Origin of the sequence: Paracoccus actinidiae, assembly GCF_030863885.1 — a bacterium.
Taxonomy (GTDB): Bacteria; Pseudomonadota; Alphaproteobacteria; order Rhodobacterales; family Rhodobacteraceae; genus Paracoccus; species Paracoccus everestensis.
In genome coordinates this window covers 1,200,777-1,227,246 of record NZ_CP132956.1, presented here as the reverse complement: position 1 = coordinate 1,227,246, position 26,470 = coordinate 1,200,777, and the positions used below count along the sequence as shown (strand labels likewise).

Genomic DNA, 26,470 nt, shown 5'->3' with positions numbered 1-26,470 from the left:
TCACAACAGGAAATCGCCGCGGTCCAGGTCGATATGGCCCGAAAGCCGCAGCAGGAAATCCGCCTTTCCATCGCCGTTCAGGTCGGCCAGAACCCGCGTCTCGGCGCCGACGTGCTGCCAGCGGACCTGGCGTGCCGCAGTGAACTGCGAATCGTCGACATAGCCCAAGCCAATGGCGCGCAGGTCCAGCCGGTCGCTGTTTGCCCGGAAATCATGGATGATGTCGGCCGCCGCCGTGGTGCTGTCACGCCAGGACATGAAACGGAACACGTCCGCGCCGGCGCCGCCCGACATCCCGTCGTTGCCGCCCCCGCCGATCAGCGTGTCGTTGCCAAGCCCGCCGAACAGGATGTCGCGAAGATCGCCGCCGTTCAGGACATCGTTGCCGGCGTCGCCCCACAGCCGGTCGGAACCCGCGCCACCCCAAAGGGCATCGTTGCCCAAGCCCCCATAAAGAAGATCGTTCCCCGCGTCGCCCCACAGCGAATCGTTGCCCCCGTCCCCCCGGATGCTGTCATTGCCCGATTGTCCCAGCAGCCGGTCATTGCCCAACCCGCCGCGCAGCCCGTCATTGCCACCGCCGCCGTTCAGGATATCGTTCCCGGCATCGCCATGCAGCTTGTCATGACCGGCGCCGGCGGTCAGGCGGTCATTGCCCCCGCCGCCCCAAAGGAGGTTGTTGCCCCACAAGTCGGTCAGCAGGTCGTTTCCCGCCTCGGCATGCAGGGTGTCATTGCCCGCGCTGCCGTCCAGGACATCGTTGCCCGACCCCGCCTGCAAAAGATCGTTGCCGCTGCCCCCCAGCAGCGTGTCCTGTCCGGTGCCTGCCTTCAGCCCGTCATTGCCCGATCCGCCGTCCAGGTGGTTGTTGCCCAGCAGGTCCAGCAGAAGGTCGTTTCCCCCCTCGCCCAGCAGCCGGTCGTTTCCGGCATCGCCCCACAGGCGGTCGTCGCCGTCCCCGCCCAGCAGGGAATCATTGTCCGTCCCGCCATAAAGCCAATCCTGCCCCGCGCCACCGCGCAGGGTGTCGTTGCCCCCTTCCCCCAGCAGCCGGTTGCTGCCCGACAGGTCGGTCAGCGCGTCGTTGCCATCCTGGCCATACAACGTGTCGTTCCCCAAATTCCCGTTCAGCCGGTCATTCCCCGACCCGCCATAAAGAATGTCGTTGCCAGATCCGCCGTCCAGGATATCGGCACCTGCCTCGCCCATCAGGTGATCGTCGTCGGCATCGCCCCACAACAGGTCGTCGCCCGCGCCAGCCCGCAGCGAGTCGCGGCCCGTGCCCCCGCGCAGCGTGTCACGGCCCGCACCCGCAACCAGCAGGTCGTTGCCGGCGTCTCCGATCAGGTGGTTGTTGCCCGCCACATCCTCCAGCCGGTCATTGCCGGCTCCGCCTTGCAAAAGATCGTTGCCGTCATGGCCATACAGGTAATCGGACCCCAGACCCGCGATCAGCGTGTCGTTGCCCGCACCGCCCAGCAGGTGATTGTTGCCTGACACATCCTCCAGCCGATCGTTGCCGTCCTCGCCCGACAGGGTGTCGTCGCCCGCATCCCCCTGCAGGCTGTCGTTGCCCCCGCCGCCATACAGGCGGTCGTTTCCGCTGGCACCGCGCAGGGTGTCGTGGTCAAGGCCCCCATAGATCAGGTCGTTGCCGTCGTCGCCCAAAAGGCTGTCATTGCCCTCGTCCCCGAACAGGGTGTCGTTGCCTGCCCCGCCCAGCACCTGGTCCGCGCCGCTGCCCCCGCGCAGCAGGTCGTTGCCCGCCTGTCCCTGCACGGTATCGTTTCCCGCCCCCGCCGAAACCGTGTCGTTGCCCCCGCCCGCCTGGATCGAATCGCCCCCGCCCGCCCCCAGCAGTTGATCGGCCGCCTCGGTGCCGAAAATGAAGGTGCCAACTGTGCTGGGCGGGGTTTCGATCTTCACGGGGTCAAGGGCGGGCAGCCCGTAATGGGCGACGGGAAACAGGCCGTTGCCGAAATCAGTGGGCAGCAGGGCCTTGCCGTCGCGGGTGCGGATTTCCAGGATGGAATTGCCGTAAAGGATCCGCATCCCCCAGGGCTGCGGCGCGAAATTCAATTGCCAGATGCTGCGGATCATGCCCAGCATCGACAGATCCAGCCGGTCGATGCCCGCCTCGTAATCGGTGATGGTCACCCGGCCATCGAACCGGGTCAGGGCAAAGACATCGGCCCCGTCCCCGCCGGTCAGGATGATGTTGGCCTTGGCAGTGACCAGGATGTCGTCGCCCGCGCCCCCTTGCAGATGCGTGGTCGCAGGCGTCGCCACCAGAAGATCGTCGCGCGCCGATCCCCCAGCCACGCCTGCCCCGGCAAAGCCGGTGCCGCCCGTATCGCCGGGGTCGATGACAAGCTGCGTCACCCCCGTTTCCCCGCCGGATGTGACCAGCAGCACGATCTGGCCCGCGATCACCACGGCCTCGATTGCGCTAACCCGGCCCAGGGTCGTGTCATTGGCATCGACAATAGTTTGCAGATGCAACAGCCTGCCGTCGGGCAGCAGGGTAAAAACGCTGATCCCCCCGTCCGCGCCGCCTGCAATCACGTAGCCGCGCCCATCCACCGCCGCCGTGGCCAAGGCCGTCACCGACTGGAAGCGCGTCGTCAGTTCGTCCAGGACATGATCGGTCGCGGTCAGGGCGCCGGTCTTGTCCAGCCTGAACACCGAGAGCGAGGACGACGTGGCCCCCGCCACCACCACAAAGCTGCGCCCCCCGAAATGCAGCGCCGCGATGTCCGACGGGATGTAATAGCCCATCCCCCCGTCCGCGATATGCAGCGACCCCGCGCCCAAGACCCCGTTGGCCCCGATGGCATGGGTCGAGATGAAGTTGCCCAAGCCCGAAATCGCCACCAGCAGTTGCTGTCCATCGACCATGACCGCGATGATCTTGTCCAACGACGCCTCGGCCACGCCGGGGGGCATCGGCAGGGCGGCGGTCGAGACCGGGGAAAGGCTGCCGTCGGCGTTGATCCGGTTCACCTCGATCGCCAGCTTGTCGGGGCGGGCGGAAAACAGGAACCGCCCCCCGTCGCAGGTCACCTGGCCGCTGGCCGACAGGCGCGCGCCGATCCGGTCCGCCGGGAACAGTTGACCCAGCTCGCCCAGACGGCCCCGGCTGTCAAAGGACAGCCCCGCCACGCCCGCGCCGGTCATCCCCGCAACCAGCAAGTCGCCGCCGCCCGCCTCGCCCAAGACGGTCAGGACGGGTCGGGCGTTATAGGTGAAATTCGCCGGAAATTCCGCCGCCGATCCCCGTTCCAGGGGTGTCAGGGGATCGCCCAGGCGATATGTGCTGACCCCGCCGGTGGCATTCACGGCAAACAGCATCCATTCCGCGCCGATACCCGCCAGCGCCAGGTCGGTCACATTCGACAGCCAGCGATGCTGGCCGGTCCCATAGGTGACGATGTGGCGATACGAGATCATCTGGTTTGTCCGACGCGCATTTTGGCAGCAGGCCCGACACGGGGCGATACGCTAACAGAACCTTAATCCACGGCCTTCTAACAACCGGATTGTTCCCGCAGATTGATGAAATCTTTATGGAAAAAAAGCCAAAGGTCCATAGAGGATCAGACCGGGCTGGGACACGGGGGCCGTTTCCATCATCGCCGCCAGATCGTCGACCGTGGTGCGGATCAGCCGCTGGTGGGGATGGCCCACGGACTGGGCGAACAGCGCGGGCGTGTCGCCGGGCAGGCCATGGGCGCGCAATCCGGCGGCCAGTTCGGGAAAGCTGCGTTGCCCCATGAAGACCACGGTGGTGACGCCGGGATCGGCGATGGCCGCCCAGTTGATGTCGCCCGGCAAGTGCCCGGTCACATCCGCTCCGGTGATGAACTGCACCCGCCGGGCGGTCAGCCGCCGGGTCAGCGGGATTCCTGCCGCCGCCGCCGCCGCACTGGCGGATGTGACGCCCGGCACGATCTCGAACGGGATGCCGGCGGCCGTCAGGGCGGTCAGTTCCTCCTCCAGCCGTCCGAAGATGCCGGAATCGCCCGATTTCAGCCGCACCACCCGGCGCCCGGCCAAGGCCTGTTCGACCAGCAGCGCATTCACGTGATCCTGCCGGGCCGAGGGGCGGCCTGCGCGCTTGCCCACCGCGATCAGTTCCGCCCGGGGATTGGCGTGGTCCAGCACCGGACCAGATGCAAGGTCGTCGTAAAGCACCACCTCGGCCCTGGCCAGGCGGTCTGCGGCCTTCAGGGTCAGCAATTCGGGATCGCCCGGCCCGGCGGACACCAGCGACACGAAACCGGATGGAGGGGCGGGATCAGGCAACAGGGCGGCTTTCGTCCGGGGAATTCCAGCTATACCACCCATGCTGGGGCAGACAATGCACGGCGGTGAAACTTTTGCCGCCCTCATCCGTGATCCCGGGATTGAACGAAAGATGTGCAATGACCGTCATCTGCTGGTTTCGCCGTGTGCTGCGGCTGGACGACCACCCCGCGCTTGTCGCCGCCGCCCAGGAAGGGCCGGTCATCCCGCTGGTGATCCTGGACCCGCTCGAAGCGCGCGCCCATCCCGCGTCTGCCCAGCGGCAGGCCATGGCGCTGCCCGATCTGGACGCAAGCCTGCGCCGTCTGGGCAGCCGGCTGATCGTCCGGCGGGGCGACCCTGCCGCCGTGCTGGCGCAGGTGGTCCGCGACACCGGCGCGCGGGCGGTGCATACGACCCAGGGGATGCCCTTTGCCAGCGACGACGGCCTGGGTCGGGCGGTGGAGCAGGCTGGGACAAGGCTGCATCTGCACCCCCCGGCCGATCTGGTCCCGCGCGGCAGCGTGCTGACCGGCAGCGGCACCCGGTTCAAGGTGTTTACCCCCTTCTGGCGGGCACTGCGCAAATCGCATATCGCCGATCCCTTGCCGTTGCCGCGCCTGTCGGCGCCCGACGCATGGCCCGACAGCGACGGCCTTGACTGGCCAGAAGCGCGCGCCGCGATGAACCGGGGCTGGGACGTGATGGCACGCCATGTCCGCGCAGGGGAAAGCGCGGCCCATGACCGGCTGGACGCGTTCCTGGACCGGGTGGATGCGCGTTATGCCGAACGGCGCGACATTCCTGCGGATGGCGATGCCACCTCTGGCCTGTCGGACGCCTTGGCCGTGGGCGAAATCAGCGCCCGGCGCTTGTGGCACAAGGCAATGAACGCACAGCACCACGGGCGCGGCGGGGTCGAGGATCTGTTGCGAGAACTGGCTTGGCGCGACTTTGCGCGAGAGTTGTTCGACGCCATGCCCGACATGGACCGGACCTGCTGGCGCCCGGAATGGAACGATTTTTCATGGCGCGGCGACAGTGATGAAGCTCAGGCCTGGCGTCAGGGCCGCACCGGCGTCGCCATGGTCGATGCCGGGATGCGGGAAATGTTCGCAACCGGGCGGATGCACAACCGCGTGCGGATGATTGCCGCAAGCTATCTGGTCAAGCATCTGATGACCGACTGGCGGATCGGGCTGGACTGGTTCGCCCGTTGCCTGACCGACTGGGACGCGGCCAGCAATGCGATGAACTGGCAATGGGTGGCGGGCTGCGGGCCGGATGCCTCGCCCTTTTTCCGGGTGTTCAACCCGGACACGCAGGCGGCGAAATTCGACGGCGCACGGCGCTATCGCGACACCTGGCTGGTCGCGGGGGCCGCAGGCGCGCGCGATTTCGCCGCAGCCGCGCCGCTGTCCTGGGGGGTGGACGCCCACCCGGTGCCGCCCGTCGATCTGGACTGGGGCCGGCAGCGCGCCCTGGATGCCTATGCCGCGTTCCGGCGATAGGATGCGGCTGCGCGCCAGGCCAGCAGCAGGGCCGCAACGCCAGCCAAGGCCAGGACCGGCAGATTGGCGGGCGACAGGTTCGCGGCAAGGATGCCGATCAAGGCCCACACCACGCCTGCCGGATAGGCCCATTCCCCGGGTCGCGCCGCCTGCACCGCCAGGGCCACAGCCGTGACGCCCACAAGGCTCAGGATCGCCGCCGCCTGTTCCGACAGGATCCCGTATCCGCCCAGCACCATTCCGGCCGATACACCCGTCGCCGCCGTCAGCCAGCCTGCATACAGCGCCACGGGCCGCATCTGCCAGACCGCGTCCTGCCGTCCGGCCCGCAGGAATGCGATCAGCGCAGGCACCAGCATCGCCACGATCAGCATGGTGGCGCCGATGGGGGTATGGTGCGCGGTCTCGATCCAGAAGGCGCCAAGGACCAGGCTGACCAGCAGCGCGGGCCGCATCCCTTGCCAACCGGGATCGCCCGCCCGTTTCCAGGCACCGAAGCCTGCCCCTGCAACCAGCCAGGCAAAGATCAGCCCCCAGATGGAAAAGGCCCAGCCTGCAGGCTGGACCGGCGGATCGGCCTGCGGGATCGGGAACTGGTCGGGACGATAGCCGCCGAACCCGTTCGACAGCATGGGCGATACGGCAAAGGCGATGGCTGCCAGCAGGACAAGGACGGAAAGCATGGTTCGCATGGATGTGCCTCGATCACGGTTGCAGGCGTAAAGCCGAACGGGCCCGGTCCAGATCCCCGGGCGTGTTGATGTTGAAGAAGGGATCCACCGGTTCCGCGTCCCACATCGCCTTGGCCGCGCCATGGATCATGGCAAAGCCGCGCACCCGCCGTTCGCCCCGCGCCAGATATCCGCGCAGGGCGTCCCGCAGCGCCGTGGGCCACAGGCCAAAGGTGGGATGGTCGTTCATGTGGCCCTTGTTGTCGCGGCTGGCGGCCAGGACAATGCCGTCCCCGGCCGCCGTCAAACGAAGGGCCAGATCCGTGGGAAAAAACGGCGTATCGCCCGCCACGCTGACAACCCGCCCTGCCCCCAGTCCCGCCGCCCAGTCCATCCCGGCCAGGATCCCTGCCAGCGGGCCGGGGAAATCGGGCAGGCTGTCGGGCAGGACCGGCAGGCCGAAGTCCTTGAACCGCGCCCCGCCGCCGTTCGCATTCAGCGCCAGGGGGCCGCATTGCGGGGCCAGGCGTTCCCTAATCCGCGCCAGCATGGGCCGCCCCCCCAGGTCCAGCAGGCATTTGTCGCCCCCGCCCATGCGGGTCGCGCGGCCTCCGGCAAGGATGATGGCGGGGGGATGGGTCATGGGGCAGTTGTGGCGCGGGGCGGCAAGGGTGGCAAGGGTACGCTTGCCACCCTTTGGGATGGGCCAACTGGTCAAAGGCAGGTCGCGCTGACTGGACGCAGTTCCTGACGGCGGCTATCACGGCCCCTTGACCCACGCAGGAAACCGCGTCCTTCATCGGCCAAAGGTTCCCCATGAGACATGATCCCCTGCCCCCCTTTCAGACCGAGGCCAGCCTGCCCGGCCTGTCCTTTGCCGTCATGGACGCCCTGATCCGGGCACAGGCCGCCGAGGACGGGCTGGATCTGCATAACGGGCATGGCCGGTCCACCTGGTGCAAGCTGCCGGACGGGGCCGAATTCGGCGCCAAGATGGGGCCGACGGGCAGCATCCTTTTTGCCCGCGCACACACGCGCGACCGCCTGCAGGACGTGGTGGAATCCCTGGCCCATCAACTCGGGGAACACCTGCCCGGCCTGCAGCCCGCCTGGTCACCCCTGGACAAGCCGGGGGCGCATCCGCCCAATTTCAGCCTGGCGCGCGTGGCGGGCGTGACCCGCATCGCGCCCGACTTCCTGCGGCTGCGGCTGGAATCCGGCGATCTGGCCCGCTTTGCGCGCGACCTGATCCATTTCCGCCTGATCCTGCAACCCCAAGGCGCGCAGGCGCCCGCCTGGCCGGTGATCGGCGACGATGGCCGGACGGTCTGGCCAAAGGGGGCGGCAACCCTGCACCGTCCTGTCTATACGGTGCGCCACATCGACCCGGGTGCGGGATGGCTGGAAACCGACATCTTTGTCCATGAGGGCGGCCGCGCCTGCGGCTTTGCGGCCCATGCGGTGCCGGGAACCATGGTCGGGCTGACCGGCCCGGGCGGGGGCGGGATCGCGCAAGGGGACAGCCTTCTGATCGGCGGGGACGAAACGGCCTATCCCGCCCTTGCCCGCACCATCGAGGCCGCAGGCCCGGACACGACCGGCGAATGCCACCTGTTCGGGGCACGGGCCGATTACCCCCTGCCCGATCATCCCGGAATCCGCGTGATCCACGCCCCCGGCGGAGAGGCGGACCTTGCCCATCGCCTGAGGCGTAAAGGCACCGATGCCCAACGGCTCTGGCTTGCGACCGAGCGGTCCCGGCTGGAACCGCTGAAGGCCGCGATAAACGACCACGGCGGGACCGGGGCGCTGCGTGCCCATCTCGCAGCCTATTGGACCGCATGATACCCGCATCCGTCGCCCGTCAATAGTTGACAATTTTACATGGCTGTTCGATACCCGGCCCAAAGTCGCGGGTCGCCAAGGGCGTCCCGCCCCACGAACCGTCCGCCCCGGCGGATCCAGAAGTTCAAGGAACGCCATGAGCAACCTGCCGCTGTCCCGTCCTGGCGCAACCCTTGCCGTGGTGCTTGCCTGCCTGCTGGCACCCGTCGCCCATGCCCAGGATACGGCGCCCGCCCCCGCTCGGATCCAGGCGACGGAACAGCCCGCAGCCCCAGTTGCGCCAGATGCGATCGAACCCGCCGCGCCCATTGCCGCGCCATCGACGCCCGAACCTGCGGCACCTGCCGAAAGCACGGCAGCGCCTGCCACCGCTGCCCCCGAACCCGTGGCAGAGTTCCTGCCCCAGTCCGTGCAGGACGCGCTTGCCCCGATCCTGACGCCGCCCGCGCGCGATCCGAACCTGCCCCATGACCTGTCGCCGATGGGAATGTTCTGGGCGGCCGATATCGTGGTCAAGGCGGTGATGATCGGGCTGGCCATCGCATCCGTCATCACCTGGACGGTGCTGGTGGTGAAGGCCCTGGAACTGTGGGGCGCCAGCGCAAGCGCCCAGGGCGGCATCCGCCGCATCCAGCGGGCGGGCACCCTGGAGGCCGCCGTTGCCGCCAGCGGCAGCCGCCGCGACGCGGTGTCGCGCATGATCCGCCAGGCGGCCGATGAATACCGCCGGTCCCAGCCCGCCCTGGATGCTGCGGGCGATGGCGGCGTCAAGGAACGCGTCCAATCGCAACTGGAACGGATCGAGGCCGTTGCGGGCCGCCGCATGGGCCGGGGCACGGGCGTGCTGGCGACCATCGGATCAACCGCACCATTCGTGGGGCTGTTCGGCACGGTCTGGGGGATCATGAACAGCTTCATCGGCATTTCCGAATCGCAAACCACCAACCTAGCCGTGGTGGCTCCCGGCATCGCCGAAGCGCTTCTGGCGACCGCCATCGGTCTGGTCGCGGCCATTCCCGCCGTTGTCATCTATAACGTGTTTGCGCGCGGCATCACCGGATATCGCCTGCGTCTGGCCAATGCAGCGGCGGGCGTGCGCCAACTGGTCAGCCGCGACCTGGATTTCCGCAGCCTTACCCCCCCGAAGGAGGCATGATCCATGGCAGGCGGGATACGCGACAGCGGCGACGACCTGGTCGAGAACCACGAGATCAACGTCACCCCCTTCATCGACGTGATGCTGGTCCTGCTGATCATCTTCATGGTCGCCGCCCCCCTTGCGACAGTGGATGTGAACGTCGACCTGCCGGTCTCGAACGCCACGCCCGCGCGGCGCCCGGACCAGCCGGTCTATGTGACCGTGAAGCCGGACCTGACGCTGGCGCTCGACAACACGGATGTCGCGCCGGGCGGGCTGGCTGCGGCCCTTGCGGCCGCGACTAAGGGCGACCGCGAACAGCGCATCTTCCTGCGCGCCGATCGCGAGGTTGCCTATGGCGACCTGATGGGGGTGATGAACACCCTGCGCGACACCGGCTATCTGAAGATCGCGCTTGTGGGCCTTGAATCGACCACGGGGGCTGTTCCTGCGGCACCAGCCGCCCCGGAACCCGCGCAATGACCGGGCGCGGCGGCCGGGTGATCCGCGAGGGCGCGCTTTGGGGCGGCGCCTCGGTTCTGGTGGTGGCGCTGCATCTGGGCGGCGCGCTGTGGATCATGCGCCAGGCCGAGGCCGCTGCGCCCCCCGGCCTGCCGGAGCCCGTTTTCGTCGATCTCGCCCCTGCCGAGGAGGTGGCCGAGGAACCCGTGGCCCCGGCCGAAGAACCCGTCGAGCCGGAACCCCGGCCCGAGGCGGAACCCGAGGAGGTGGCCAAGCCTCTGGACCTGCCGCCGCTGCCGGAACTGGAACCGCTGGACGACATGGCCGAACTGTTCCCGCCCGCGCCCCCCGAACTGGAAACCCCGCCCGAGGTGGTGCTGAACAGCTCTGCCCGACCGCAACGCCGGCCCCAGCGTGAACCCGAACAACAGCGCCAGCCCGAACCCAGGCGTGCGGAACGGCGCGAACCGCAGCGCCAGGCAGAACCGCGCCGCCAGGAACAGCCCGCGCCGCAGCAACAGCAGGTCCGGCGTGCCGACCAGGGCGCGGGCGGCAGCGGCGCGGCTGGCCCGAGCCCCCAGCAAAAGGCCAGCCTGATGTCGCAATGGGGCGGCCAGATCCGGTCCTGCATCAGCCGCCGCGCATCGGCCCCGCGCGGGGTGCGCGAAGGCGGACGGGTGACGCTGAACCTGTCGGTGTCGCGCAGCGGGTCGATCCAGGGCGTTGGCATTGCCGGATCCTCGGGCAACGGCGCCTTGGACGAGGCGGCGGTCAGGGCCGCGCAGCGTGCAGGCCGCTGTCCCCGCGCGCCCGCCCAACTGACCGATGCCAGCTACAGTTTCCAACTGCCGATCAACCTGCAAGTTCGATGACAAAGGCGGGGGGCTGTCTGCCCCCCTATCTCCTTCGGAGATTCCCCCCGAGGATATTTGGCCAAGGCAAAGATCAGGGCGTCAGCCGAAAACCTGCGGCTGGTCCACGCGCAGGCGGGCGATGATCCCCTCGATCCGGCTCAGGTGCTGGCGGATGGCGGTAACGGCGGCTTCGGCATCGCGGCGGCGCAGCGAATCCAGGATCCGGCGGTGTTCGGCGAATGCCGTTTCGGCGCCATAGGACAGCGACAGGTAGCGTGCGCGGTCCATGTGGCCTTTGTTGTCCTTGACCAGGGTCCAGACGAATTCCAGCCCGGCGAAGGTGCAGATGTCGTGGTGGAACTGGTCGTCCAGCGCATGGAAGCGCGCCGTGTCCTTGGCCTGGATTTCACGGGCTTGCAGCTCGATCAGCCGGTCCAGCCTGTCGAACTGATCGTTCGTCAGCCGAACCACAGCAACGCGCATGCAGGATTCCTCCAACGCGGCGCGGATGAAATAGGCCTGCAGGACGGCTTCTTCCGAAATCGGCGTCACAATGGTCGCGCGCTGCGGCCGGATCTCGATGAAGCCCAGTTGCGACAGCCGGTAAAAAGCATCGCGCACCGGCTGGCGGGACACGCCCATCTGGGCGGCAACCTCGGCCTCGGACAGCTTGGCGCCGGGTGGCAAGGTCAGGTTCACCACCCGGTCGTAAAGCAGATCAAAGATCTGGTCCGTGACCGAACGTGTCCGCCCGCCATCCAGCACCGGCAGATCGACCATGGACAGTCCCCGCGATGACGCCATTAGAACACCCGATTGACCATTCTTGAAAACTAGCATATTAGATGGGTAGCTGCAAAACAAGCACGACTCGCGGGGGAGGACGGATGGGCTTGCTGGACGACGATCGGCTGTTCCCGCCCGAAGGGCGAGCGAGGGGCTTGGCCTGTGACCTTTATGCCGGGATCCGCGACCTGCCCATCATAAGCCCCCACGGCCATACCGATCCCCGCTGGTTTGCCGAGGACCGGCCCTTTCCCAATCCTGCCCAACTGTTCGTCACCCCCGACCATTACGTCTTTCGGATGCTGTGTTCGCAGGGCGTTTCGCTGACCGATCTGGGCGTGCCGCGTGTCGATGGCGGCGCAACCGAGACCGACGGGCGCAAGATCTGGCGGCTGTTCGCGCAGAACTATCACCTGCTGCGCGGAACCCCTTCGCGGATGTGGCTGGACCACAGCTTTCAGAACGTCTTCGGCATCGACCGCCGTCTGTCGGCGGAAACGGCGGATTGGTATTACGACCATATTGCCGACTGCCTTGCCCGTCCCGAATTTCGCCCCCGCGCGTTGTTCGACCGCTTCAATATCGAGGTGATCGCCACGACCGAGGCCGCGACCGACGATCTGCACTGGCACCGCATGATCCGCGATTCGGGTTGGCACGGCCGCGTCATCACCGCCTATCGGCCCGATGGCGTGGTGGATCCGGACATGGCGGGATTTGCCGACAACGTGGCGCTGCTGGGGCAGCAGACGGGCTTCGACACCGCCACCTGGGATGGATACCTGGACGCGCATCGGGCGCGGCGGGCGTTCTTCAAGGATCATGGCGCAACCTCCACCGATCACGGCCACCCGACAGCCCGGACCGAGGATCTGCCCCAGGCCGATGCGGCCGCCTTGTTCCAGAAGGCCCTGCGCGGCACCTGCACCGCCGACGAGGCGGACGCCTTTCGCGGCCATATGCTGACCGAAATGGCGCGGATGAGCGGAGAGGACGGCCTTGTCCTGCAAATCCATCCCGGCGCGCGGCGCAACCACTCGGACCCGGTGATGGCGATCCATGGCCGCGACAAGGGTTTCGACATTCCAGGCCGGACGGATTACGTGGCCGCGCTGCGCCCGCTGCTGAACGCGGTGGGGATGCGTCCCGACCTGACGGTGATCCTGTTCACGCTGGACGAGACCGCCTATTCCCGCGAACTGGCCCCCTTGGCGGGCGTTTATCCCTGCCTGCGGCTTGGCCCGCCCTGGTGGTTCCACGACAGCCCCGAGGGGATGCGCAGGTTCCGCGAAATGACAACGGAAACCGCCGGTTTTTATAACACCGTGGGCTTCAACGACGACACCCGCGCCTTTTGCTCGATCCCCGCGCGCCATGATGTCGCGCGCCGGGTGGATTGCGCCTTTCTTGCCACTCTGGTCGCCACCGGACGCCTTGCCGCCGACGAGGCGCCCGATCTTGCCCACCAGTTGACCTATGGCCTCGTCAAGAAGGCCTACAAACTCTGAGCTTCACCAACGGGAGGATACCATGAAGTTCGTCAAGACCACCTTTGCCGGATTGCTGATCTCGGCCGCGTTTGTCGGCGGGGCCGCTGCGGCGGATTGCGAAATCACCCTGCGCTCGTCCGACACCCATCCCGACGGTTATCCGACCGTCGAGGGGGTCAAGGCCATGGCGGCCGAGGTCAAGGAAAAGACCGAAGGCCGCATCTGCATCGAGGTCTTCCCCTCGTCCCAGCTGGGCGAGGAAAAGGACACGATCGAGCAAACCCAGTTCGGCGTCATCGACATGGTGCGCGCATCCTTCGGGTCGTTCAACGACATCGTGCCGGTCACCCAGACGCTGTCGCTGCCCTATCTGTTCACCTCGCCCGAACACCAGCACGCAGTGATGGACGGCCCCATCGGCGAGGAAATCGCCAAGGCCTTCGAGGAAAAGGACTTGATCGCGCTTGCCTACTACGATGGCGGCGCGCGCAATTTCTATAACTCGGAAAAGCCGATCCGGTCTGTGGAAGACCTCAAGGGCATGAAGTTCCGCGTCATGCAGAACGACGTGTTCGTGGACATGATGTCCGCGCTTGGCGCCAACGCCACGCCGATGCCCTATGGCGAGGTCTATTCCTCGATCCAGACGGGCGTCATCGACGGGGCGGAAAACAACTTCCCGTCCTATGACAGTTCGGGTCATGCCGAGGTCGCCAAATACTTCACGCTGGACCAGCACCTGATGGTGCCAGAACTGGTCGCGGTGTCCAAGTCGTCGTGGGAAAAGTTGTCGCCCGAGGACCAGGAAATCATGCGCACGGCGGCCAAGAATTCCGCCACCGTTCAGCGCCAGCTTTGGGCCGAACAGGAAAAGGCCAGCGAGGAAAAGGTCGTCGCGGCCGGCGCCGAGGTCATCAAGGACGTGGACAAGACCGCCTTTATCGAGGCGATGGCCCCCGTCTATGAAAAATACGTGACCACGCCCGAGGCGCAGGATCTGGTCAAGCGCATCCAGGAAACCTCCGAAGCAGCGCAGTAACCCATGCAGCCCGCGGCGTCCTGGCCGCGGGCTTTCCTCTTTTCCCGCAATCGAAAGGTGGCGCCATGTCTGGCAGCATCGCCGCGTTGTCGCGTCTCAATTCCCGGCTTTCCGTGGCCTGCCTGTGGCTGGCTGGAACCGGGCTTGTGGCGATGACGGTCATCGTCTTCGCGCAGGTCTGGTTCCGCTATGTCCTGAACGACAGCCTGTTGTGGGTCGAACCGGTGGCGATCCTGCTGATGAGTTGGTTCATCTTCCTGGGATCCGCCGTGGGTGTCCATGAAGGCTTCCACATGGGGTTCGAGGTGCTGTTGTTCTTCGTTCCCCAAAAACTGGCCGCCGCCCTGCGGGTCGTGTCCGACCTGGCGGTCCTGGCCTTCAGCGTCGGCATGACGGTCTATGGCTGGCAACTGATGGCAAAGACCTGGGAATCGTCGGTCCCGGTGGTCGGGCTGCCGGGCGGGTTCACCTATATGCCGCTGTTCGCGGGCGGCGTCCTGATGACGCTGTTCATGCTGGAACATCTGCTGAACCGGCTGTCGGGCAAGCACGTCGATGCCGAACCCGATGCCGAAGACATTCTGATGACCGAGGTGTAAGACGATGGAATACCTGATCCTGTTCGGCGTCTTTACGCTTTTGATGCTGATCGGCACGCCGATCGCCTTTTGCCTGGGCATTTCCAGCCTTGCGACGATCCTGTATCTGGACCTGCCGCCGGTGGTCGTGTTCCAGCGGCTTTCCGCGGGGATTTCGGTCTTCACGCTGATGGCCATCCCGTTCTTCATCTTCGCGGGCGACCTGATGGTGCGGGGCGGCATCGCCGCGCGCATCGTGGCATTCGCCGGATCGCTGATCGGCCATGTCCGGGGCGGGCTGGGCCAAGTCAACATCGCCGCGTCCACCCTGTTCGGCGGCATCTCGGGTTCGGCGGTGGCCGAGGCCGCGGCGGTCGGCGGCATCATGATCCCGCAGATGAAGGCGCGCGGCTATGGCGCGGATTACGCCGTCAACGTGACCTCGATGGCGGCGCTGATCGCGCTGCTTCTTCCGCCCAGCCACAACATGATCATCTATTCGATCTCGGGCGGGGGGCGGATTTCGATTGCCGACCTGTTCACGGCGGGCATCATCCCCGGCCTGCTGCTGGCGGGTGCGCTGTCCGTGACCGCCTATCTGGTGGCCCGCAAGCGCGGCTATCCGACCGAGCCGTTCCCCGGCTTTGCCCGCGTCGGATATTATCTGGTGCAGTCGCTGCCCGGGATGCTGCTGATCGCCATCATCTTCGGCGGCGTGCGGTCGGGCGTCTTTACCGCCACTGAAAGCTCGTGCATCGCAGTGATCTATGCGCTGCTGGTGACGATGCTGGTTTATCGCAGCATGTCCTGGATGGACTTTGTCCATGCCACCCAGCAGGCGGTGCGCACCACGGCGATGGTTCTGCTGATCATCGGCATGGCGGGCGCCTTTGGCTGGCTGATGGCCTATCTGCACGTGGCGCAGATATCGCTGGACTGGATGCAGTCGGTGTCCGACAACCCGCTGGTGATCCTGCTGATGATCAATATCGTGCTGCTGGTGCTGGGCACCTTCATGGACATGTCGCCGCTGATCATCATCACCACGCCGATCTTCCTGCCGGTGGTGGCCGCCTTTGGTGTCGATCCCGTGCATTTCGGCGTCATCATGATCCTGAACCTGGGCATCGGGCTGAACACTCCGCCGCTTGGCCCGGTCCAGTTCGTCGCCGCCGCCGTGGCCCGGATTTCCATCTGGGAGGCGATGCGCAGCGTCTGGCCCTTCTATGCCGCGGGCTTGATCGTTCTGCTGATGGTCACATACATCCCCGCCCTGTCGCTGTGGCTGCCGGGGGTGTTCAAATGAGCGACCCTGTCCGCACCGTCCTGGCCCATTCCCCCGACCTGATGGTTGTCCGCTTTGCCTTCGAGGCGGGAGACCAGGGGGCGCTGCATTCCCATCACCATGTTCAATCGACCTATGTTCAATCAGGCCGCTATCGCTTTTCGGTCGATGCCCACGAGTTCGAGGTCGGGCCGGGCGATGCTTTCGTGATCCCCTCGAACGCGGTGCATGGCTGCACCTGCCTGGAAGGGGGCCTGCTGATCGACAGCTTCACCCCCCGCCGCGACGATTTTCTGTGAAAGGCCATACCATGACCATCCATGTCGAAACCCGCCACGCGATCCACCCCGACCATGCCAAGCGCATGGACACGGCGGACCTGCGCCAGCATTTCCTGGCCGAGGGGCTGTTTGCAACGGCGGAAATCCGGCTGGTCTATACCCATTACGACCGCTTTGTCGTGGGTGGCGCGGTCCCGGACGGCGCCGACCTTACATTGGACCAGATCGCGGAAACCAAAACCGCCACATTCCTAGAACGCCGCGAGATGGGCATCGTCAATATCGGCGAGGCCGGGTCCGTCACGGCGGCGGGCCAGACATGGGACTTGAAGAACGGCGACGTGTTGTATCTCGGGATGGGATCCGGCGCCGTCACCTTCAGCGGCAAGGGGCGGTTCTACATCACCTCCTGTCCCGCGCATCGGCAACTGCCCTGCCGCCTGATCACGGTCGATGAGGCCAAGGAGATGAAGACCGGCGCGGTCGAGACCTCGAACAAGCGCACCATCCGCCAGTTCATCCACCCGCTGGTCATGGAAAGCTGCCAGCTTGTGCTGGGCTATACCACGCTGGAAGACGGCTCGGTCTGGAACACCATCCCGTCCCATGTCCATGACCGCCGGATGGAGGCATACCTGTATCACGGCATGGCGCCTGAATCGCGCGTGCTGCACCTGATGGGAGAGCCGCAGGAAACCCGGCACCTGTTCGTGGCCAATGAACAGGCGGTGATCTCGCCATCCTGGTCGATCCATTCGGGCGCGGGCATCGGCGGCTATACCTTCATCTGGGCCATGGCGGGCGACAACGTGGATTACACCGACATGGACTTCGTCCAGCCGGGTGATCTGCGGTGAACGCCTTTTCGCTGGACGGCCAGGTGGCGCTTGTCACCGGCGCCAATACGGGCATCGGGCAGGCGATCGCGGTCGCCATGGCACAGGCCGGGGCCGAGGTGATCGCCGCAGGCCGCCGCGACTGCGACGAAACGCTGGCGCTGATGGGCCAGGTTTCTGAAAAGGCGGGGCGCGGGCTGCGGCTGGATTTCAGCGATCCGATGGCCGCGCGCGATGTCTTTGCCGGGGAACGCATCGACATCCTGGTCAACAACGCCGGCATCATCCGCCGCGCCGATGCGGTGGATTTCAGCGAAGCCGACTGGGACGAGGTGATGGACACGAATCTCAAGGCGCTGTTCTTCACCTGCCAGGCCTTCGCGCGCGCCGCCCTGCCGCGCGGGCGGGGCAAGATCGTCAACATCGCCAGCCTGCTGTCCTTCCAGGGCGGCATCCGGGTGCCGTCCTATACCGCCAGCAAGCACGGCGTGGCGGGCCTGACCAAGCTGATGGCGAACGAATGGGCCGCAAGGGGTCTCAACGTCAATGCCATCGCGCCGGGCTATATCGAGACGAACAACACGACCGCGCTGCGCGCCGATCCCGACCGCAACCGCGCGATCCTGGACCGCATCCCCGCAGGCCGCTGGGGCCGTGCCGAGGATATCGGCCAGACCGCCGTGTTCTTGTCCGCGCCCGCGTCCGATTACATCAACGGCGCGGTCCTGAACGTCGACGGAGGCTGGCTTGCACGATAGGCTTTACAGCGAACCCACCACGGCGGGGGGCATCGTCCACCTGGGCCTTGGCGCCTTTTTCCGTGCCCACGGTGCGGTCTATGTGGCCGAGGCCGGGGGCTGGGGCATCACCGGCGTGTCGCTGCAATCGCCCGGCACCCGCGACAAGCTGCGCCCGCAAGGCTGGGCCTATACCGCGCTTGAACTGGCGCCCGATGGCAAAAAGCCGCAGGTGGTCGCGGTGCTGCGCGACGTGCTGGTCGCGCCCGAGGATCCTCAGGCCGTCCTGGACGTCATGGCCGCGCCCGACACGCATATCGTCAGCCTGACGGTGACGGAAAAGGGCTATTGCCACGAACCTTCGACCGGCCGCCTGAACCGCGACCACCCCGACATCCGGCATGACTTGGCAAACCCGCTGCCCAAGTCCGCGCCCGGCTTCCTTGTGCGCGCCCTGGCCCTGCGCCGGGCCGCGGGCCTGCCGCCCTTCACGGTGCTGTGCTGCGACAACCTGCCGGAAAACGGCCGGGTCGTGCGGGGCGTGGTGGGGGATCTGGCCCGCCTGATCGACCCCGCGCTTGCGGACTGGATCGAGGCGCATGGCGCCTTCCCCTCCACGATGGTTGACCGCATCGTCCCCGCCACGACCCCCACGGACCTGGACCGGCTGGAGGCTGCGAGCGGATACCGCGACGAAGCGCCGGTGATGCACGAGCCTTTCCGCCAATGGGTGATCGAGGACCGGTTCTGCGGCCCCCGTCCGGCGTTCGAAACCGTTGGCGCGCAGATGGTCGCCGATGTCACGCCTTACGAGCATATGAAGCTGCGGATGCTGAACGGCACGCATTCCAGCCTCGCCTATCTGGGCTATCTGGCGGGGCATGAAACCATTGCCGACACGATGGCCGATCCGGTCTTTGCCGATTTCGTGCGTAGGCTTTGGCATGATGAGATCATTCCGGCCCTGACACCCCCGCCGGGCGAGGATCTGGCCGCCTATGCCGATGCGCTGGCTGCGCGCTATGCCAACCCCGCGATCCGGCACCGGACATGGCAGATCGCCATGGACGGCAGCCAGAAGCTGCCGCAGCGCATCCTGGGCACAATCGGGGAAAGCCGGGCTGCGGGCCGCGCCGTGCCGGGCCTGACCTTGGCGGTGGCCGCCTGGATGCGCTATATTTCGGGCCGCGATGAAAAGGGCCAGGCGATCGAGGTCAAGGATCCGCTGTCCACGCGCCTTGCCGCGCTGTGGCGCGACGATCCCGCGCAGACGGTGGTCGGGTTCCTTGGTTTGGCCGAGGTCTTTCCCCCCGCGTTGCGCGACGATGCGGGCTTTGCGGCCGATCTGTCGGCGGCGCTGTCGAGGCTGGTGCGCGACGGTGCGCGGGCCACGGCGGCAGATCGGGTTTCGGCCTGACGATACTGCTTTTTGCCGACAGCAAGGACCGGCGAAGGCGAAAGCCTTCGCCGTTGTTGTTCTAGGCCGGTTCCGCCACGGCCTGCCGTACCAAGGCGCCGCGATGGCGGATCACCTTGCGGCTGAGGTCGTGGCCCGCCGCAATGGCGCCCGCGCAATCCGCACCCGACAGGCTGGCCGCCAGATAGCCCGCATTGAAGCTGTCGCCCGCCGCCGTGCTGTCCACGGGCGTTTCGGGCAGCAGATCGTCGATGGTGCCCGATCCCCCGGCCCCGCCAAAGCTGATCGGCCCGCCGCCGTTCTTGACCACCACCTGCCCCGCCCCAAGCGCCAGATAGCGCGCGACGGTTGCCTGCGGGTCGGCATCGCCGAAATGGCTGGCCTCGTCGTCGAAGGAGGGCAGGACCAGATCGGCGCCCGCTGCCGCCTCGCTGATCCCCTGCCGCATCGTGTCGGCGTCGGCCCACAGGCGCGGACGCAGGTTCGGGTCGAAAACCACCCGTGTCCCCGCCGACCTTGCGCGCACAAGCGACGCCAGCAGGTTCGCGCGGCCTTCCGGCGGCAGGATCGCCACGGTGATTCCCGAGAAATAGGCGACATCCGCGCCGTCAAGCGCCGCGTCCAGGGCTGCCGGATCATCCGCCAGCCGCTTGGCCGCCGATGTGTCGCGCCAATAGGCGAAGCTGCGTTCGCCATCCGCCAGGCTGATCGCATAAAGTCCGATTTCCCGGTCGGGGTCGCGCCCGACATGATCCGTGCCGATCCCCTCGGCCGCCAGGAAATCCAGCATCTGCTGTGAAAACGCGCCCGCACCCACGCGCGACAGGTAATCGACCTGCCAGCCGGCGCCCAGCAACCGGCGCAGATACCAGGCGGTGTTCAGCGTATCGCCGGCGATGCCCAGCCGCCACAGGCCGGGCTGGTCCGACTGGCCCAGTTCGACCATCGCCTCGCCAATGGACAGGATGCGCATCACGCGGCCCGGTGGTTGCGCGACAAGGCCAGTTCCACGCCGCGCAGTTCCGCCAGACCCTTCAACCGCCCGATGGCCGGATAGCCCGGCTGGCCGCCGCGCCCGATGTCGTCCAGGATGTCCTGGCCGTGGTCGGGGCGCATGGGAATGCGCCAGTCCTCGCGACCCGCTGCCCGCCTGCGGGCTTCCTCGGCCAGCACCGCGTCGATCAGGTCCACCATGTCGGTCTGGCCGGTCAGGTGCTCATCCTCGAAGAAGCTGGCGGGGATGGTGTCGGTATCGCGGCGGACATTGCGCAGGTGCAGGAAATGCACCCGGTCGCCCAGGCGGCGCATCATGCCGGGCAGGTCGTTGTCATGCCGCGCGCCCAGGGATCCGGAACACAGCGTGATGCCGTTCGCAGGCAGATCCACCGCCGCCATGCGTTCGGCGTAATCGGCCTCGGTGGACATGACGCGGGGCAGGCCCAGCAGCGCAAAGGGCGGATCGTCCGGGTGGCAGCACAGCCGCATCCCCAGTTCCTGCGCGACAGGGGCCACCTGTTCCAGGAAGTCGTTGAAGTTGCGGCGCAGCACCGCGTCGGTCACCGGGGCATAGGTTTGCAGCAGGTCGCGCACATCGCCCATGGTCAGATGCTCGGCCGCGCCGGGCAGGCCAAAGACCACGTTCCCGGCAAGCTGCTGGCGGGCCGCGTCGTCCATATCGGCAAAGCGGCGGGCGGCGGCATCGCGGATGTCCTCGGGGAAGTCCTCGGCCGCGCCGGGACGTTCCAGGATATGGATGTCGAAGGCTGCAAAGTCGGTCAGGTCGAACCTCATGCAGCGGGCGCCATTCGGGCGGCGCCATTCCAGGTCGGTCCGCGTCCAGTCCAGCACCGGCATGAAGTTATAGCAGATCACCCGGATCCCCGCCGCGTGCAGGTTCCGCATGGATTGGGTCCAGTTCTGCACATGGCCCCGCCAATCGCCGGTCTGGGTCTTGATCGCCTCGCTGACGGGCAGGCTTTCCACCACCTCCCACGCAAGGCCGGACGGGCTGCCGTCGCGCATCGCGGCCAACTGGGCCTGGCGCAGCGCGATCTGTTCGGGCGACCAGACCTCGCCCGTGGGAACATGGTGCAGCGCCGTGACGACGCCTTGCACCCCTGCCTGCATCATGTCGTCGATGGACACGCGGTCGTTCGGGCCGAACCAGCGCCAGGTTTGTCGCATCCGGGATTCCTTTCAGTCGGTGAAATAGTCGGGCTGGGCCGCGGCCATCTGCGGCACCTCGGTCAGCATCTGGCGCAGATGGAGCCGCATGGCGGTTTCCGCCGCATCCGGGTCGCCCTGTCGCAGCGCATCCAGGATTTGCTGGTGCTGGCCGATGGTAAAACCCCGGTCGAAGACGCGCATCGACAAATGCCGCAGCCGGTTCATCTGCGCCTTGAGCCGGTCAAGGTCGGCCCAGAGGGCCTCTTGCCCCGCAGCCAGGGCCAGCAGGCGGTGGAAGCGGTCGTCGGATTCGATGAAATCCTCGACCGATGCGGTCTGGTCGGCGCGGTGCTGGCGGGCGATCTCGTCCGCCATGCGGTCTAGGATGTCGGCGGGCCGGGCCTTGGCCACGGCGCGGGCCAGATCGGCCTCGACCGCTTCGCGGATGAAGCGGGCGGACAGGACCGACGCGACCGAGATCTTGCTGATATAAGTGCCGCGCTGTGGCCGGACCTCGGCCAGGCCTTCGCTTGCCAGGCGGATAAAGGCCTCGCGGACAGGCTGGCGGCTAAGGCCGATGGCGGCCGCGACCTCGGTTTCGCTGATGCGCATCCCGGGGGGCAGATCCCCCTGCTGGACACGCTTGCGCAGCCAGTCATGGACCTGGGCCGAGGTGCTGGGAGCGATGGTGATCCGGGCGATGTCCATGGAAGCCTCCTGGGGCATTATTATGCCATACTTCCATACAAGTAAAGGCGTTAACTGGCAGGGTTGCCCTGCAGGTCCCCTTGCAACGCAAGCGAATTGAACCCCTACGGGGTCGTAGGAGCTTCAGAAGGCATTGCCGGGGTTTCGGTCGCCTCGGTGGCAGGTGCCGGCCCGCTTTCCACCAGCCGGTTCTGGTTCCATTCGCCCGACGCCACCTCTCCGCTGGCATAGCGCATCACGCCCTGGCCCTGGCGCTTGCCTGCCACGAAATATCCTTCATAGCGGTCTCCGCTGGCATAGGTCGCGACGCCCTGGCCGTCGATTTCCCCGGCCTTCCAGCCGCCCTCATAGACAAAGCCGTCGGGCGTGGTCAGCTTGCCCGGGCCTTCACGCAACCCGTTGACGAAGCCGCCGGTATAGACCGTGCCGTCGGCATAGGTGGCCTGGCCTTCGCCGTGGCGCTGGCCGTCTGCCCAGGCGCCGGTGTAAACATAGCCGTCGGGATAGGTCATGCGCCCCTGGCCATGGTTGCGGGCGTTCCTGAAACCGCCCTCATAGACCATGCCATTGGCATAGGTGGCCTTGCCCTCGCCCTCGATCACGCCTTGGGACCACTGGCCTTCATAGGTCGCGCCGTCGGGATAGGTGATCTTGCCCCGGCCATCGGGGCGGTCGGCCTTCATCTGGCCCTGGTAGATCGAGCCATCGGGATAGGTGATCCGGCCCTGCCCCTCCATCCGGCCTTCCACCCACTGGCCGGCATAAACATAGCCGTCGATGCCGGTAAAGGTGCCCTGCCCGTGGCGGCGGTCGGATTTGAAGGCGCCGTCATAAACATCGCCATTGGCATAGGTGGCAACCCCCTGGCCTTCCCGCCTGCCGTTCAGCATCTGGCCCTCGTAGCGGTCGCCCGATCCCTGGACCAGGACGCCGGTGCCAGACATCTGCCCGGCCGACCAGATGCCGTCATACACCAGCCCGTCGGCCATGGTCAGCCGGCCCTTGCCCGCGCGCTGGCCGGCCAGCATCCCGCCTTCATAGACCGCGCCGTCGGGATAGGTGATCCGGCCCTGGCCTTCCTTGACGCCCGCGTTCCAGTCGCCTTCATAGCGATAGCCGTTGGACTGGGTCAGCACGCCGCGGCCCTGGTGCAGGCCCTTGACGAAATCACCGACATAGACCGACCCGTTGGCATAGCGCGCCTCGCCCTTGCCGGTGATCTCTCCGGCGACCCAGTCGCCCTGATAGGTGCCGCCATCGGCATAGGTGATGGTGCCCGTGCCGTTGGGCTTGCCTTCGGCGAACTGGCCTTCATAAACCGAGCCGTTGGGAAAGGTGGCACGGCCCTGGCCCAGGATCTCGCCCTCGACCCAGTCGCCTTCATAGCGATAGCCGTTGGGCAACTGATAGCTGCCCTGGCCGTGCTGGCGGCCGTTGCGGAAGGTGCCTTCATAAACGCCGCCGTCGTCGTATTGCTTGGTGACGACCTGCGCGTCCGCTGCCGCAGACCCCGCCAACAGCGCCACGACCGCCGCCCAACTTGCCGCCTTCATCGCCACAATGCCCTTTGTCTTTTGCCCATGGTCTAGCGCAGCGGAACCCCCGGCGCAAAGCCCGACTTTTCCTTATGCGCACCATCGCCTATCACGATTCCCACAAGGACCAGGGGCAAAGCACCATGACGAACCGTTTCCGCCTGACCATCGGCCAGCTGAACCCCACCGTGGGCGACCTGCCGGGCAACGCCGCCAAGGCCCGCGAGGCCTGGGCCGCCGCGAAGGAGGCAGGGGCCGATATGCTGGCCCTGCCCGAGATGTTCATCACCGGATACCAGACCCAGGATCTGGTGCTGAAGCCCGCCTTCACCCGTCAGGCCGAGGACGCGATCCGGACCCTGGGCGCGGCCTGCACCGGCGGTCCCGCCATCGGCATCGGCGGACCCTGGGCTGACCGCGACATGCTCTACAACGCCTATTGGGTCTTCAAGGACGGCGAGCTGGTGGCCCGCGTGCTGAAGCACCGCCTGCCCCACAAGCAGTTGTTCGACGAGTTGCGCCTGTTCGACAGCGGACCGATCAGCGGTCCTTATCCGGTGGCGGGCGCGCGCATCGGATCGCCCATCTGCGAGGACGGCTGGGCCCCCGACGTGGCGGAAACCCTGGCCGAGACGGGGGCCGAGATCCTGGTGGTGCCCAACGGTTCGCCCTATCACAGGAACAAGCTGGACCTGCGCATGGGCCATATGGTCGCCCGCGTCGTGGAAACCGGGCTGCCCTTGGTTTACGTCAACATGGTCGGCGGACAGGACGACCAGTTGTATGACGGCGCAAGCTTCGTGCTGAATCCCGGCGGCCACAAGGTCGTGCAGCTTCCCCCCTTCCAGGAGATGCTGGCCCATGTCGATTTCACACTGACGGGCGACGGCTGGCGGGCCGAACCGGGCGAAATGGCCCCCCAGCCCGACGAATGGGAACAGGATTACATGGCGATGATGCTGGGCCTGCGCGAATACATGCGCAAGTCGGGCTTTTCCAAGGTGGTGCTGGGCCTGTCCGGGGGGATCGATTCCGCGCTTGTGGCGACCATCGCCGCCGACGCCGTCGGGCCGGAAAACGTCCATTGCGTGATGCTGCCCAGCGAATACACGTCCCAGACCAGCCTGGACGACGCGGCCGATTGCGCGGCCCGTCTTGGAACCCGGTTGGACACGGTCCGCATCGACGGCGCGCGCGACGCGGTGTCCGACGCCCTGGCCCATCTGATGGAAGGCACGCAGCCCGACATCACCGAGGAAAACATCCAGTCCCGCCTGCGCGGGGTGATGCTGATGGCCATTTCCAACAAGTTCGGGGGAATGCTGCTGACCACCGGCAACAAGTCCGAGGTGGGCGTGGGATACGCAACGATCTATGGCGACATGGCGGGAGGATACAATCCGATCAAGGATCTGTACAAGACCCGCGTGTTCCAGACCTGCCGCTGGCGCAACGCCAATCACCGCGACTGGATGATGGGACCGGCGGGCGAGGTGATCCCGCCCCGGATCATCACCAAGCCCCCGTCGGCGGAACTGCGTCCCGACCAGGTGGACCAGGATTCGCTGCCCCCCTATGAAATCCTGGACGCGATCCTGGAAGGGCTTGTCGAAAAGGATCTGTCGCTGGCCGATCTGGTCGATCAGGGCTTTGACGCGGATACGGTGCGCAACGTGGAACGTCTGCTGTATGGCAGCGAATGGAAGCGGTATCAGGCCGCGCCGGGACCGAGGATTTCGACCCGCGCCTTCTGGCTGGACCGCCGTTATCCCTTGGTGAACCGCTGGCGGGACAAGCTGTAGGGCCGCGTCCCGGGGCAGGCGTCACCCCAGCAATTCGCGCGCGGCCATGTCGATAAAGGCTTCCTGGTTGCGCCCGACATTATGAAGAAAGACCGTATCCGCGCCCAGGCCGGAAAGCGCCTGCAGGTCGGCGCGGTGCAGCCCCGGATCGGCCGAGACGCGCACCGACCGTCCGATCTGGTCGGGGCCGACGAACTGCCCCAGAAGGTCGAAATCGGACGGGCGGCGGATGTCCCAGTTGATCTCGCCTCCGATCGCGACCGGCGCCCACTGGTCCAGAGCGTTGGCCATGGCCTGATCGGGCGTTTCGGCCCAGGACATGGTGTGCTGGATATGGACGGGCTTGCCCTCTCCGCCGCCGTCGCGGAACGCGGCGATCACCTTGGCCACCTTGTCGGGGTCGCCGCCCAGGGTCAGCAGCCCTTCGGCCCAGCCGCCCAGGTAACGCGCCGTCTCGGGTGTCGCGGCGGCGCCGAACAAGGGCGGCGGCGTATCGGGCAACGACCACAACCGCCCCTCGACAACGGTGATGCGGCCGCGATGAGTCATGGTTTCGCCCCGCAGCAGGGCGTGCATCACGTCAAAGCATTCCCGCAGGCGGGCATTGCGTTCGGGCTTGTCGGGCCAGGCCATGCCCGTCATCGCCTCGTTCAGCGCCTCGCCCGTGCCCAGGGCCACCCAGAACCGGCCCGGGAACATCTGCCCCAGCGTCGCCACCGCCTGGGCCATCACGGCCGGGTGATAGCGGTATCCCGGCGCGGAAATGTTACCGAAGGGAATCGTGGTTGCCGCCATCGCCGCCCCCAGCCAGACCCAGGCATGGCCGGACTGGCCCTGACGCGCGCTCCAGGGCTGGATGTGGTCGGAACACTTGATCGCGGCAAAGCCCGCCGCCTCGGCCCGGACCGCAAGGTCGCGCAAGGTGCGCGGGTCGAACTGTTCGTGAGAAGCGTGGTATCCGATGCGCGTCATGGCAGATCCCGTCATTCGTCCCTGCGCAAGCCCCTGACCCGGCAGGAAGTTCCCGCGCGGAACAATTCCCGCA

Annotated in this window: 24 protein-coding genes; 14 read left to right on the top strand and 10 right to left on the bottom strand. The window is 66.8% G+C overall.

What is annotated here, in order from left to right:
- Complete coding sequence (locus tag Q5701_RS06140) at positions 1–3,450, bottom strand: M10 family metallopeptidase C-terminal domain-containing protein (RefSeq protein WP_306754393.1); 3,450 nt, start codon at positions 3,448–3,450, stop codon at positions 1–3.
- A 114-nt stretch (positions 3,451–3,564) separates the two neighbouring features.
- Positions 3,565–4,275 (bottom strand): uroporphyrinogen-III C-methyltransferase, encoded by a 711-nt coding sequence (gene cobA, locus Q5701_RS06135; RefSeq protein WP_306754391.1) that lies wholly within the window; start codon positions 4,273–4,275, stop codon positions 3,565–3,567.
- Positions 4,276–4,424: 149 nt separating this feature from the next.
- On the opposite strand from cobA, the gene Q5701_RS06130 reads away from it, so the two are divergent.
- A complete protein-coding gene (locus Q5701_RS06130) occupies positions 4,425–5,795 on the top strand; it encodes a cryptochrome/photolyase family protein (RefSeq protein WP_306754390.1) in 1,371 nt (456 codons plus the stop codon).
- Here Q5701_RS06130 and Q5701_RS06125 read toward each other — a convergent pair.
- Together Q5701_RS06125 and mobA are read right to left on the bottom strand one after the other, a co-directional pair.
- Positions 5,774–6,487 carry a TspO-related membrane protein gene (locus Q5701_RS06125; protein ID WP_306754389.1) on the bottom strand — a complete coding sequence of 238 codons (714 nt, stop codon included), beginning with the start codon at positions 6,485–6,487 and terminating at the stop codon, positions 5,774–5,776. The genes Q5701_RS06130 and Q5701_RS06125 overlap by 22 nt on opposite strands.
- A gap of 13 nt (positions 6,488–6,500) precedes the next feature.
- A complete protein-coding gene (gene mobA / locus Q5701_RS06120) occupies positions 6,501–7,109 on the bottom strand; it encodes a molybdenum cofactor guanylyltransferase MobA (protein WP_306754388.1) in 609 nt (202 codons plus the stop codon).
- Between the two features lie 173 nt (positions 7,110–7,282).
- Between mobA and Q5701_RS06115 the strand changes: the two genes are divergently transcribed.
- The 4 genes from Q5701_RS06115 (at position 7,283) to tolA (ending at position 10,783) form a co-directional block, all read left to right on the top strand.
- On the top strand, positions 7,283–8,311 hold the full coding sequence (locus tag Q5701_RS06115; RefSeq protein ID WP_306754387.1) for a siderophore-interacting protein: 1,029 nt from the start codon (positions 7,283–7,285) through the stop codon (positions 8,309–8,311).
- Positions 8,312–8,447: 136 nt separating this feature from the next.
- Positions 8,448–9,467 (top strand): tonB-system energizer ExbB, encoded by a 1,020-nt coding sequence (gene exbB, locus Q5701_RS06110; protein ID WP_306754385.1) that lies wholly within the window; start codon positions 8,448–8,450, stop codon positions 9,465–9,467.
- Between the two features lie 3 nt (positions 9,468–9,470).
- Positions 9,471–9,932, top strand: a complete 462-nt coding sequence (exbD, locus tag Q5701_RS06105; protein WP_306754383.1) for a TonB system transport protein ExbD — start codon at positions 9,471–9,473, stop codon at positions 9,930–9,932.
- Positions 9,929–10,783 (top strand): cell envelope integrity protein TolA, encoded by an 855-nt coding sequence (gene tolA, locus Q5701_RS06100; RefSeq protein ID WP_306754380.1) that lies wholly within the window; start codon positions 9,929–9,931, stop codon positions 10,781–10,783. Before exbD ends, tolA begins: the two co-directional genes overlap by 4 nt.
- 81 nt (positions 10,784–10,864) lie before the next feature.
- Here the strand turns inward: tolA and Q5701_RS06095 are convergent, their stop codons facing one another.
- The gene (locus Q5701_RS06095) at positions 10,865–11,545 is read right to left on the bottom strand and encodes a GntR family transcriptional regulator (RefSeq protein WP_306754379.1); all 681 of its coding nucleotides are present in this window, start codon (positions 11,543–11,545) and stop codon (positions 10,865–10,867) included.
- Positions 11,546–11,652: 107 nt separating this feature from the next.
- Here Q5701_RS06095 and uxaC point away from each other — a divergent pair, with 107 nt between their 5' ends.
- From uxaC to Q5701_RS06055, 8 genes are all read left to right on the top strand, one after another.
- Positions 11,653–13,059: a glucuronate isomerase gene (gene uxaC, locus Q5701_RS06090; protein ID WP_306754378.1), complete on the top strand. Its 1,407-nt coding sequence runs from the start codon at positions 11,653–11,655 to the stop codon at positions 13,057–13,059.
- A gap of 22 nt (positions 13,060–13,081) precedes the next feature.
- The gene (locus Q5701_RS06085) at positions 13,082–14,080 is read left to right on the top strand and encodes a TRAP transporter substrate-binding protein (protein ID WP_306754376.1); all 999 of its coding nucleotides are present in this window, start codon (positions 13,082–13,084) and stop codon (positions 14,078–14,080) included.
- 65 nt (positions 14,081–14,145) lie between these two features.
- Complete coding sequence (locus tag Q5701_RS06080; RefSeq protein ID WP_234854750.1) at positions 14,146–14,679, top strand: TRAP transporter small permease; 534 nt, start codon at positions 14,146–14,148, stop codon at positions 14,677–14,679.
- A gap of 4 nt (positions 14,680–14,683) precedes the next feature.
- Positions 14,684–15,964, top strand: coding sequence for a TRAP transporter large permease (locus Q5701_RS06075; protein ID WP_306754374.1), 1,281 nt, complete (start codon positions 14,684–14,686; stop codon positions 15,962–15,964).
- On the top strand, positions 15,961–16,242 hold the full coding sequence (locus Q5701_RS06070; RefSeq protein WP_306754372.1) for a cupin domain-containing protein: 282 nt from the start codon (positions 15,961–15,963) through the stop codon (positions 16,240–16,242). The genes Q5701_RS06075 and Q5701_RS06070 overlap by 4 nt, the downstream gene beginning before the upstream one ends.
- Before the next feature lie 11 nt (positions 16,243–16,253).
- Positions 16,254–17,081 (top strand): 5-dehydro-4-deoxy-D-glucuronate isomerase, encoded by an 828-nt coding sequence (kduI, locus tag Q5701_RS06065; RefSeq protein WP_306754371.1) that lies wholly within the window; start codon positions 16,254–16,256, stop codon positions 17,079–17,081.
- Positions 17,078–17,818: a 2-dehydro-3-deoxy-D-gluconate 5-dehydrogenase KduD gene (gene kduD / locus Q5701_RS06060; RefSeq protein WP_306754368.1), complete on the top strand. Its 741-nt coding sequence runs from the start codon at positions 17,078–17,080 to the stop codon at positions 17,816–17,818. The genes kduI and kduD overlap by 4 nt, the downstream gene beginning before the upstream one ends.
- Positions 17,808–19,214 (top strand): mannitol dehydrogenase family protein, encoded by a 1,407-nt coding sequence (locus Q5701_RS06055; protein WP_306754366.1) that lies wholly within the window; start codon positions 17,808–17,810, stop codon positions 19,212–19,214. Before kduD ends, Q5701_RS06055 begins: the two co-directional genes overlap by 11 nt.
- Positions 19,215–19,275: 61 nt before the next feature.
- On the opposite strand, the gene Q5701_RS06050 is transcribed toward Q5701_RS06055, so the two are convergent.
- The 4 genes from Q5701_RS06050 to Q5701_RS06035 form a co-directional block, all read right to left on the bottom strand.
- Positions 19,276–20,187, bottom strand: coding sequence for a sugar kinase (locus Q5701_RS06050; RefSeq protein WP_306754364.1), 912 nt, complete (start codon positions 20,185–20,187; stop codon positions 19,276–19,278).
- Positions 20,187–21,398 (bottom strand): mannonate dehydratase, encoded by a 1,212-nt coding sequence (gene uxuA / locus Q5701_RS06045; RefSeq protein ID WP_306754362.1) that lies wholly within the window; start codon positions 21,396–21,398, stop codon positions 20,187–20,189. The genes Q5701_RS06050 and uxuA overlap by 1 nt, the downstream gene beginning before the upstream one ends.
- 12 nt (positions 21,399–21,410) lie before the next feature.
- Complete coding sequence (locus Q5701_RS06040; RefSeq protein WP_306754360.1) at positions 21,411–22,088, bottom strand: GntR family transcriptional regulator; 678 nt, start codon at positions 22,086–22,088, stop codon at positions 21,411–21,413.
- 104 nt (positions 22,089–22,192) lie between these two features.
- On the bottom strand, positions 22,193–23,641 hold the full coding sequence (locus Q5701_RS06035) for an MORN repeat-containing protein (RefSeq protein ID WP_306754357.1): 1,449 nt from the start codon (positions 23,639–23,641) through the stop codon (positions 22,193–22,195).
- A 125-nt stretch (positions 23,642–23,766) separates the two neighbouring features.
- Between Q5701_RS06035 and Q5701_RS06030 the strand changes: the two genes are divergently transcribed.
- Positions 23,767–25,425 carry an NAD+ synthase gene (locus tag Q5701_RS06030; protein WP_306755350.1) on the top strand — a complete coding sequence of 553 codons (1,659 nt, stop codon included), beginning with the start codon at positions 23,767–23,769 and terminating at the stop codon, positions 25,423–25,425.
- A 21-nt stretch (positions 25,426–25,446) separates the two neighbouring features.
- Here Q5701_RS06030 and Q5701_RS06025 read toward each other — a convergent pair whose 3' ends face one another.
- Positions 25,447–26,397: a TIGR03885 family FMN-dependent LLM class oxidoreductase gene (locus Q5701_RS06025; RefSeq protein ID WP_306754356.1), complete on the bottom strand. Its 951-nt coding sequence runs from the start codon at positions 26,395–26,397 to the stop codon at positions 25,447–25,449.
- Positions 26,398–26,470 lie beyond the last annotated feature (73 nt).

Coding starts and splice junctions, on each gene's coding strand:
- Q5701_RS06035 (WP_306754357.1), bottom strand. CDS start 23,641: ATGAAGGCGGCAAGTTGGGCGGCGGTCGTGGCGCTGTTGGCGGGGTCT.
- Q5701_RS06095 (WP_306754379.1), bottom strand. CDS start 11,545: ATGGTCGATCTGCCGGTGCTGGATGGCGGGCGGACACGTTCGGTCACG.
- Q5701_RS06075 (WP_306754374.1), top strand. CDS start 14,684: ATGGAATACCTGATCCTGTTCGGCGTCTTTACGCTTTTGATGCTGATC.
- Q5701_RS06130 (WP_306754390.1), top strand. CDS start 4,425: ATGACCGTCATCTGCTGGTTTCGCCGTGTGCTGCGGCTGGACGACCAC.
- exbD (WP_306754383.1), top strand. CDS start 9,471: ATGGCAGGCGGGATACGCGACAGCGGCGACGACCTGGTCGAGAACCAC.
- exbB (WP_306754385.1), top strand. CDS start 8,448: ATGAGCAACCTGCCGCTGTCCCGTCCTGGCGCAACCCTTGCCGTGGTG.
- Q5701_RS06140 (WP_306754393.1), bottom strand. CDS start 3,450: ATGATCTCGTATCGCCACATCGTCACCTATGGGACCGGCCAGCATCGC.
- Q5701_RS06080 (WP_234854750.1), top strand. CDS start 14,146: ATGTCTGGCAGCATCGCCGCGTTGTCGCGTCTCAATTCCCGGCTTTCC.
- mobA (WP_306754388.1), bottom strand. CDS start 7,109: ATGACCCATCCCCCCGCCATCATCCTTGCCGGAGGCCGCGCGACCCGC.
- Q5701_RS06040 (WP_306754360.1), bottom strand. CDS start 22,088: ATGGACATCGCCCGGATCACCATCGCTCCCAGCACCTCGGCCCAGGTC.
- Q5701_RS06050 (WP_306754364.1), bottom strand. CDS start 20,187: ATGCGCATCCTGTCCATTGGCGAGGCGATGGTCGAACTGGGCCAGTCG.
- Q5701_RS06030 (WP_306755350.1), top strand. CDS start 23,767: ATGACGAACCGTTTCCGCCTGACCATCGGCCAGCTGAACCCCACCGTG.
- kduI (WP_306754371.1), top strand. CDS start 16,254: ATGACCATCCATGTCGAAACCCGCCACGCGATCCACCCCGACCATGCC.
- uxaC (WP_306754378.1), top strand. CDS start 11,653: ATGGGCTTGCTGGACGACGATCGGCTGTTCCCGCCCGAAGGGCGAGCG.
- Q5701_RS06085 (WP_306754376.1), top strand. CDS start 13,082: ATGAAGTTCGTCAAGACCACCTTTGCCGGATTGCTGATCTCGGCCGCG.
- tolA (WP_306754380.1), top strand. CDS start 9,929: ATGACCGGGCGCGGCGGCCGGGTGATCCGCGAGGGCGCGCTTTGGGGC.
- Q5701_RS06070 (WP_306754372.1), top strand. CDS start 15,961: ATGAGCGACCCTGTCCGCACCGTCCTGGCCCATTCCCCCGACCTGATG.
- uxuA (WP_306754362.1), bottom strand. CDS start 21,398: ATGCGACAAACCTGGCGCTGGTTCGGCCCGAACGACCGCGTGTCCATC.
- Q5701_RS06125 (WP_306754389.1), bottom strand. CDS start 6,487: ATGCGAACCATGCTTTCCGTCCTTGTCCTGCTGGCAGCCATCGCCTTT.
- Q5701_RS06025 (WP_306754356.1), bottom strand. CDS start 26,397: ATGACGCGCATCGGATACCACGCTTCTCACGAACAGTTCGACCCGCGC.
- Q5701_RS06115 (WP_306754387.1), top strand. CDS start 7,283: ATGAGACATGATCCCCTGCCCCCCTTTCAGACCGAGGCCAGCCTGCCC.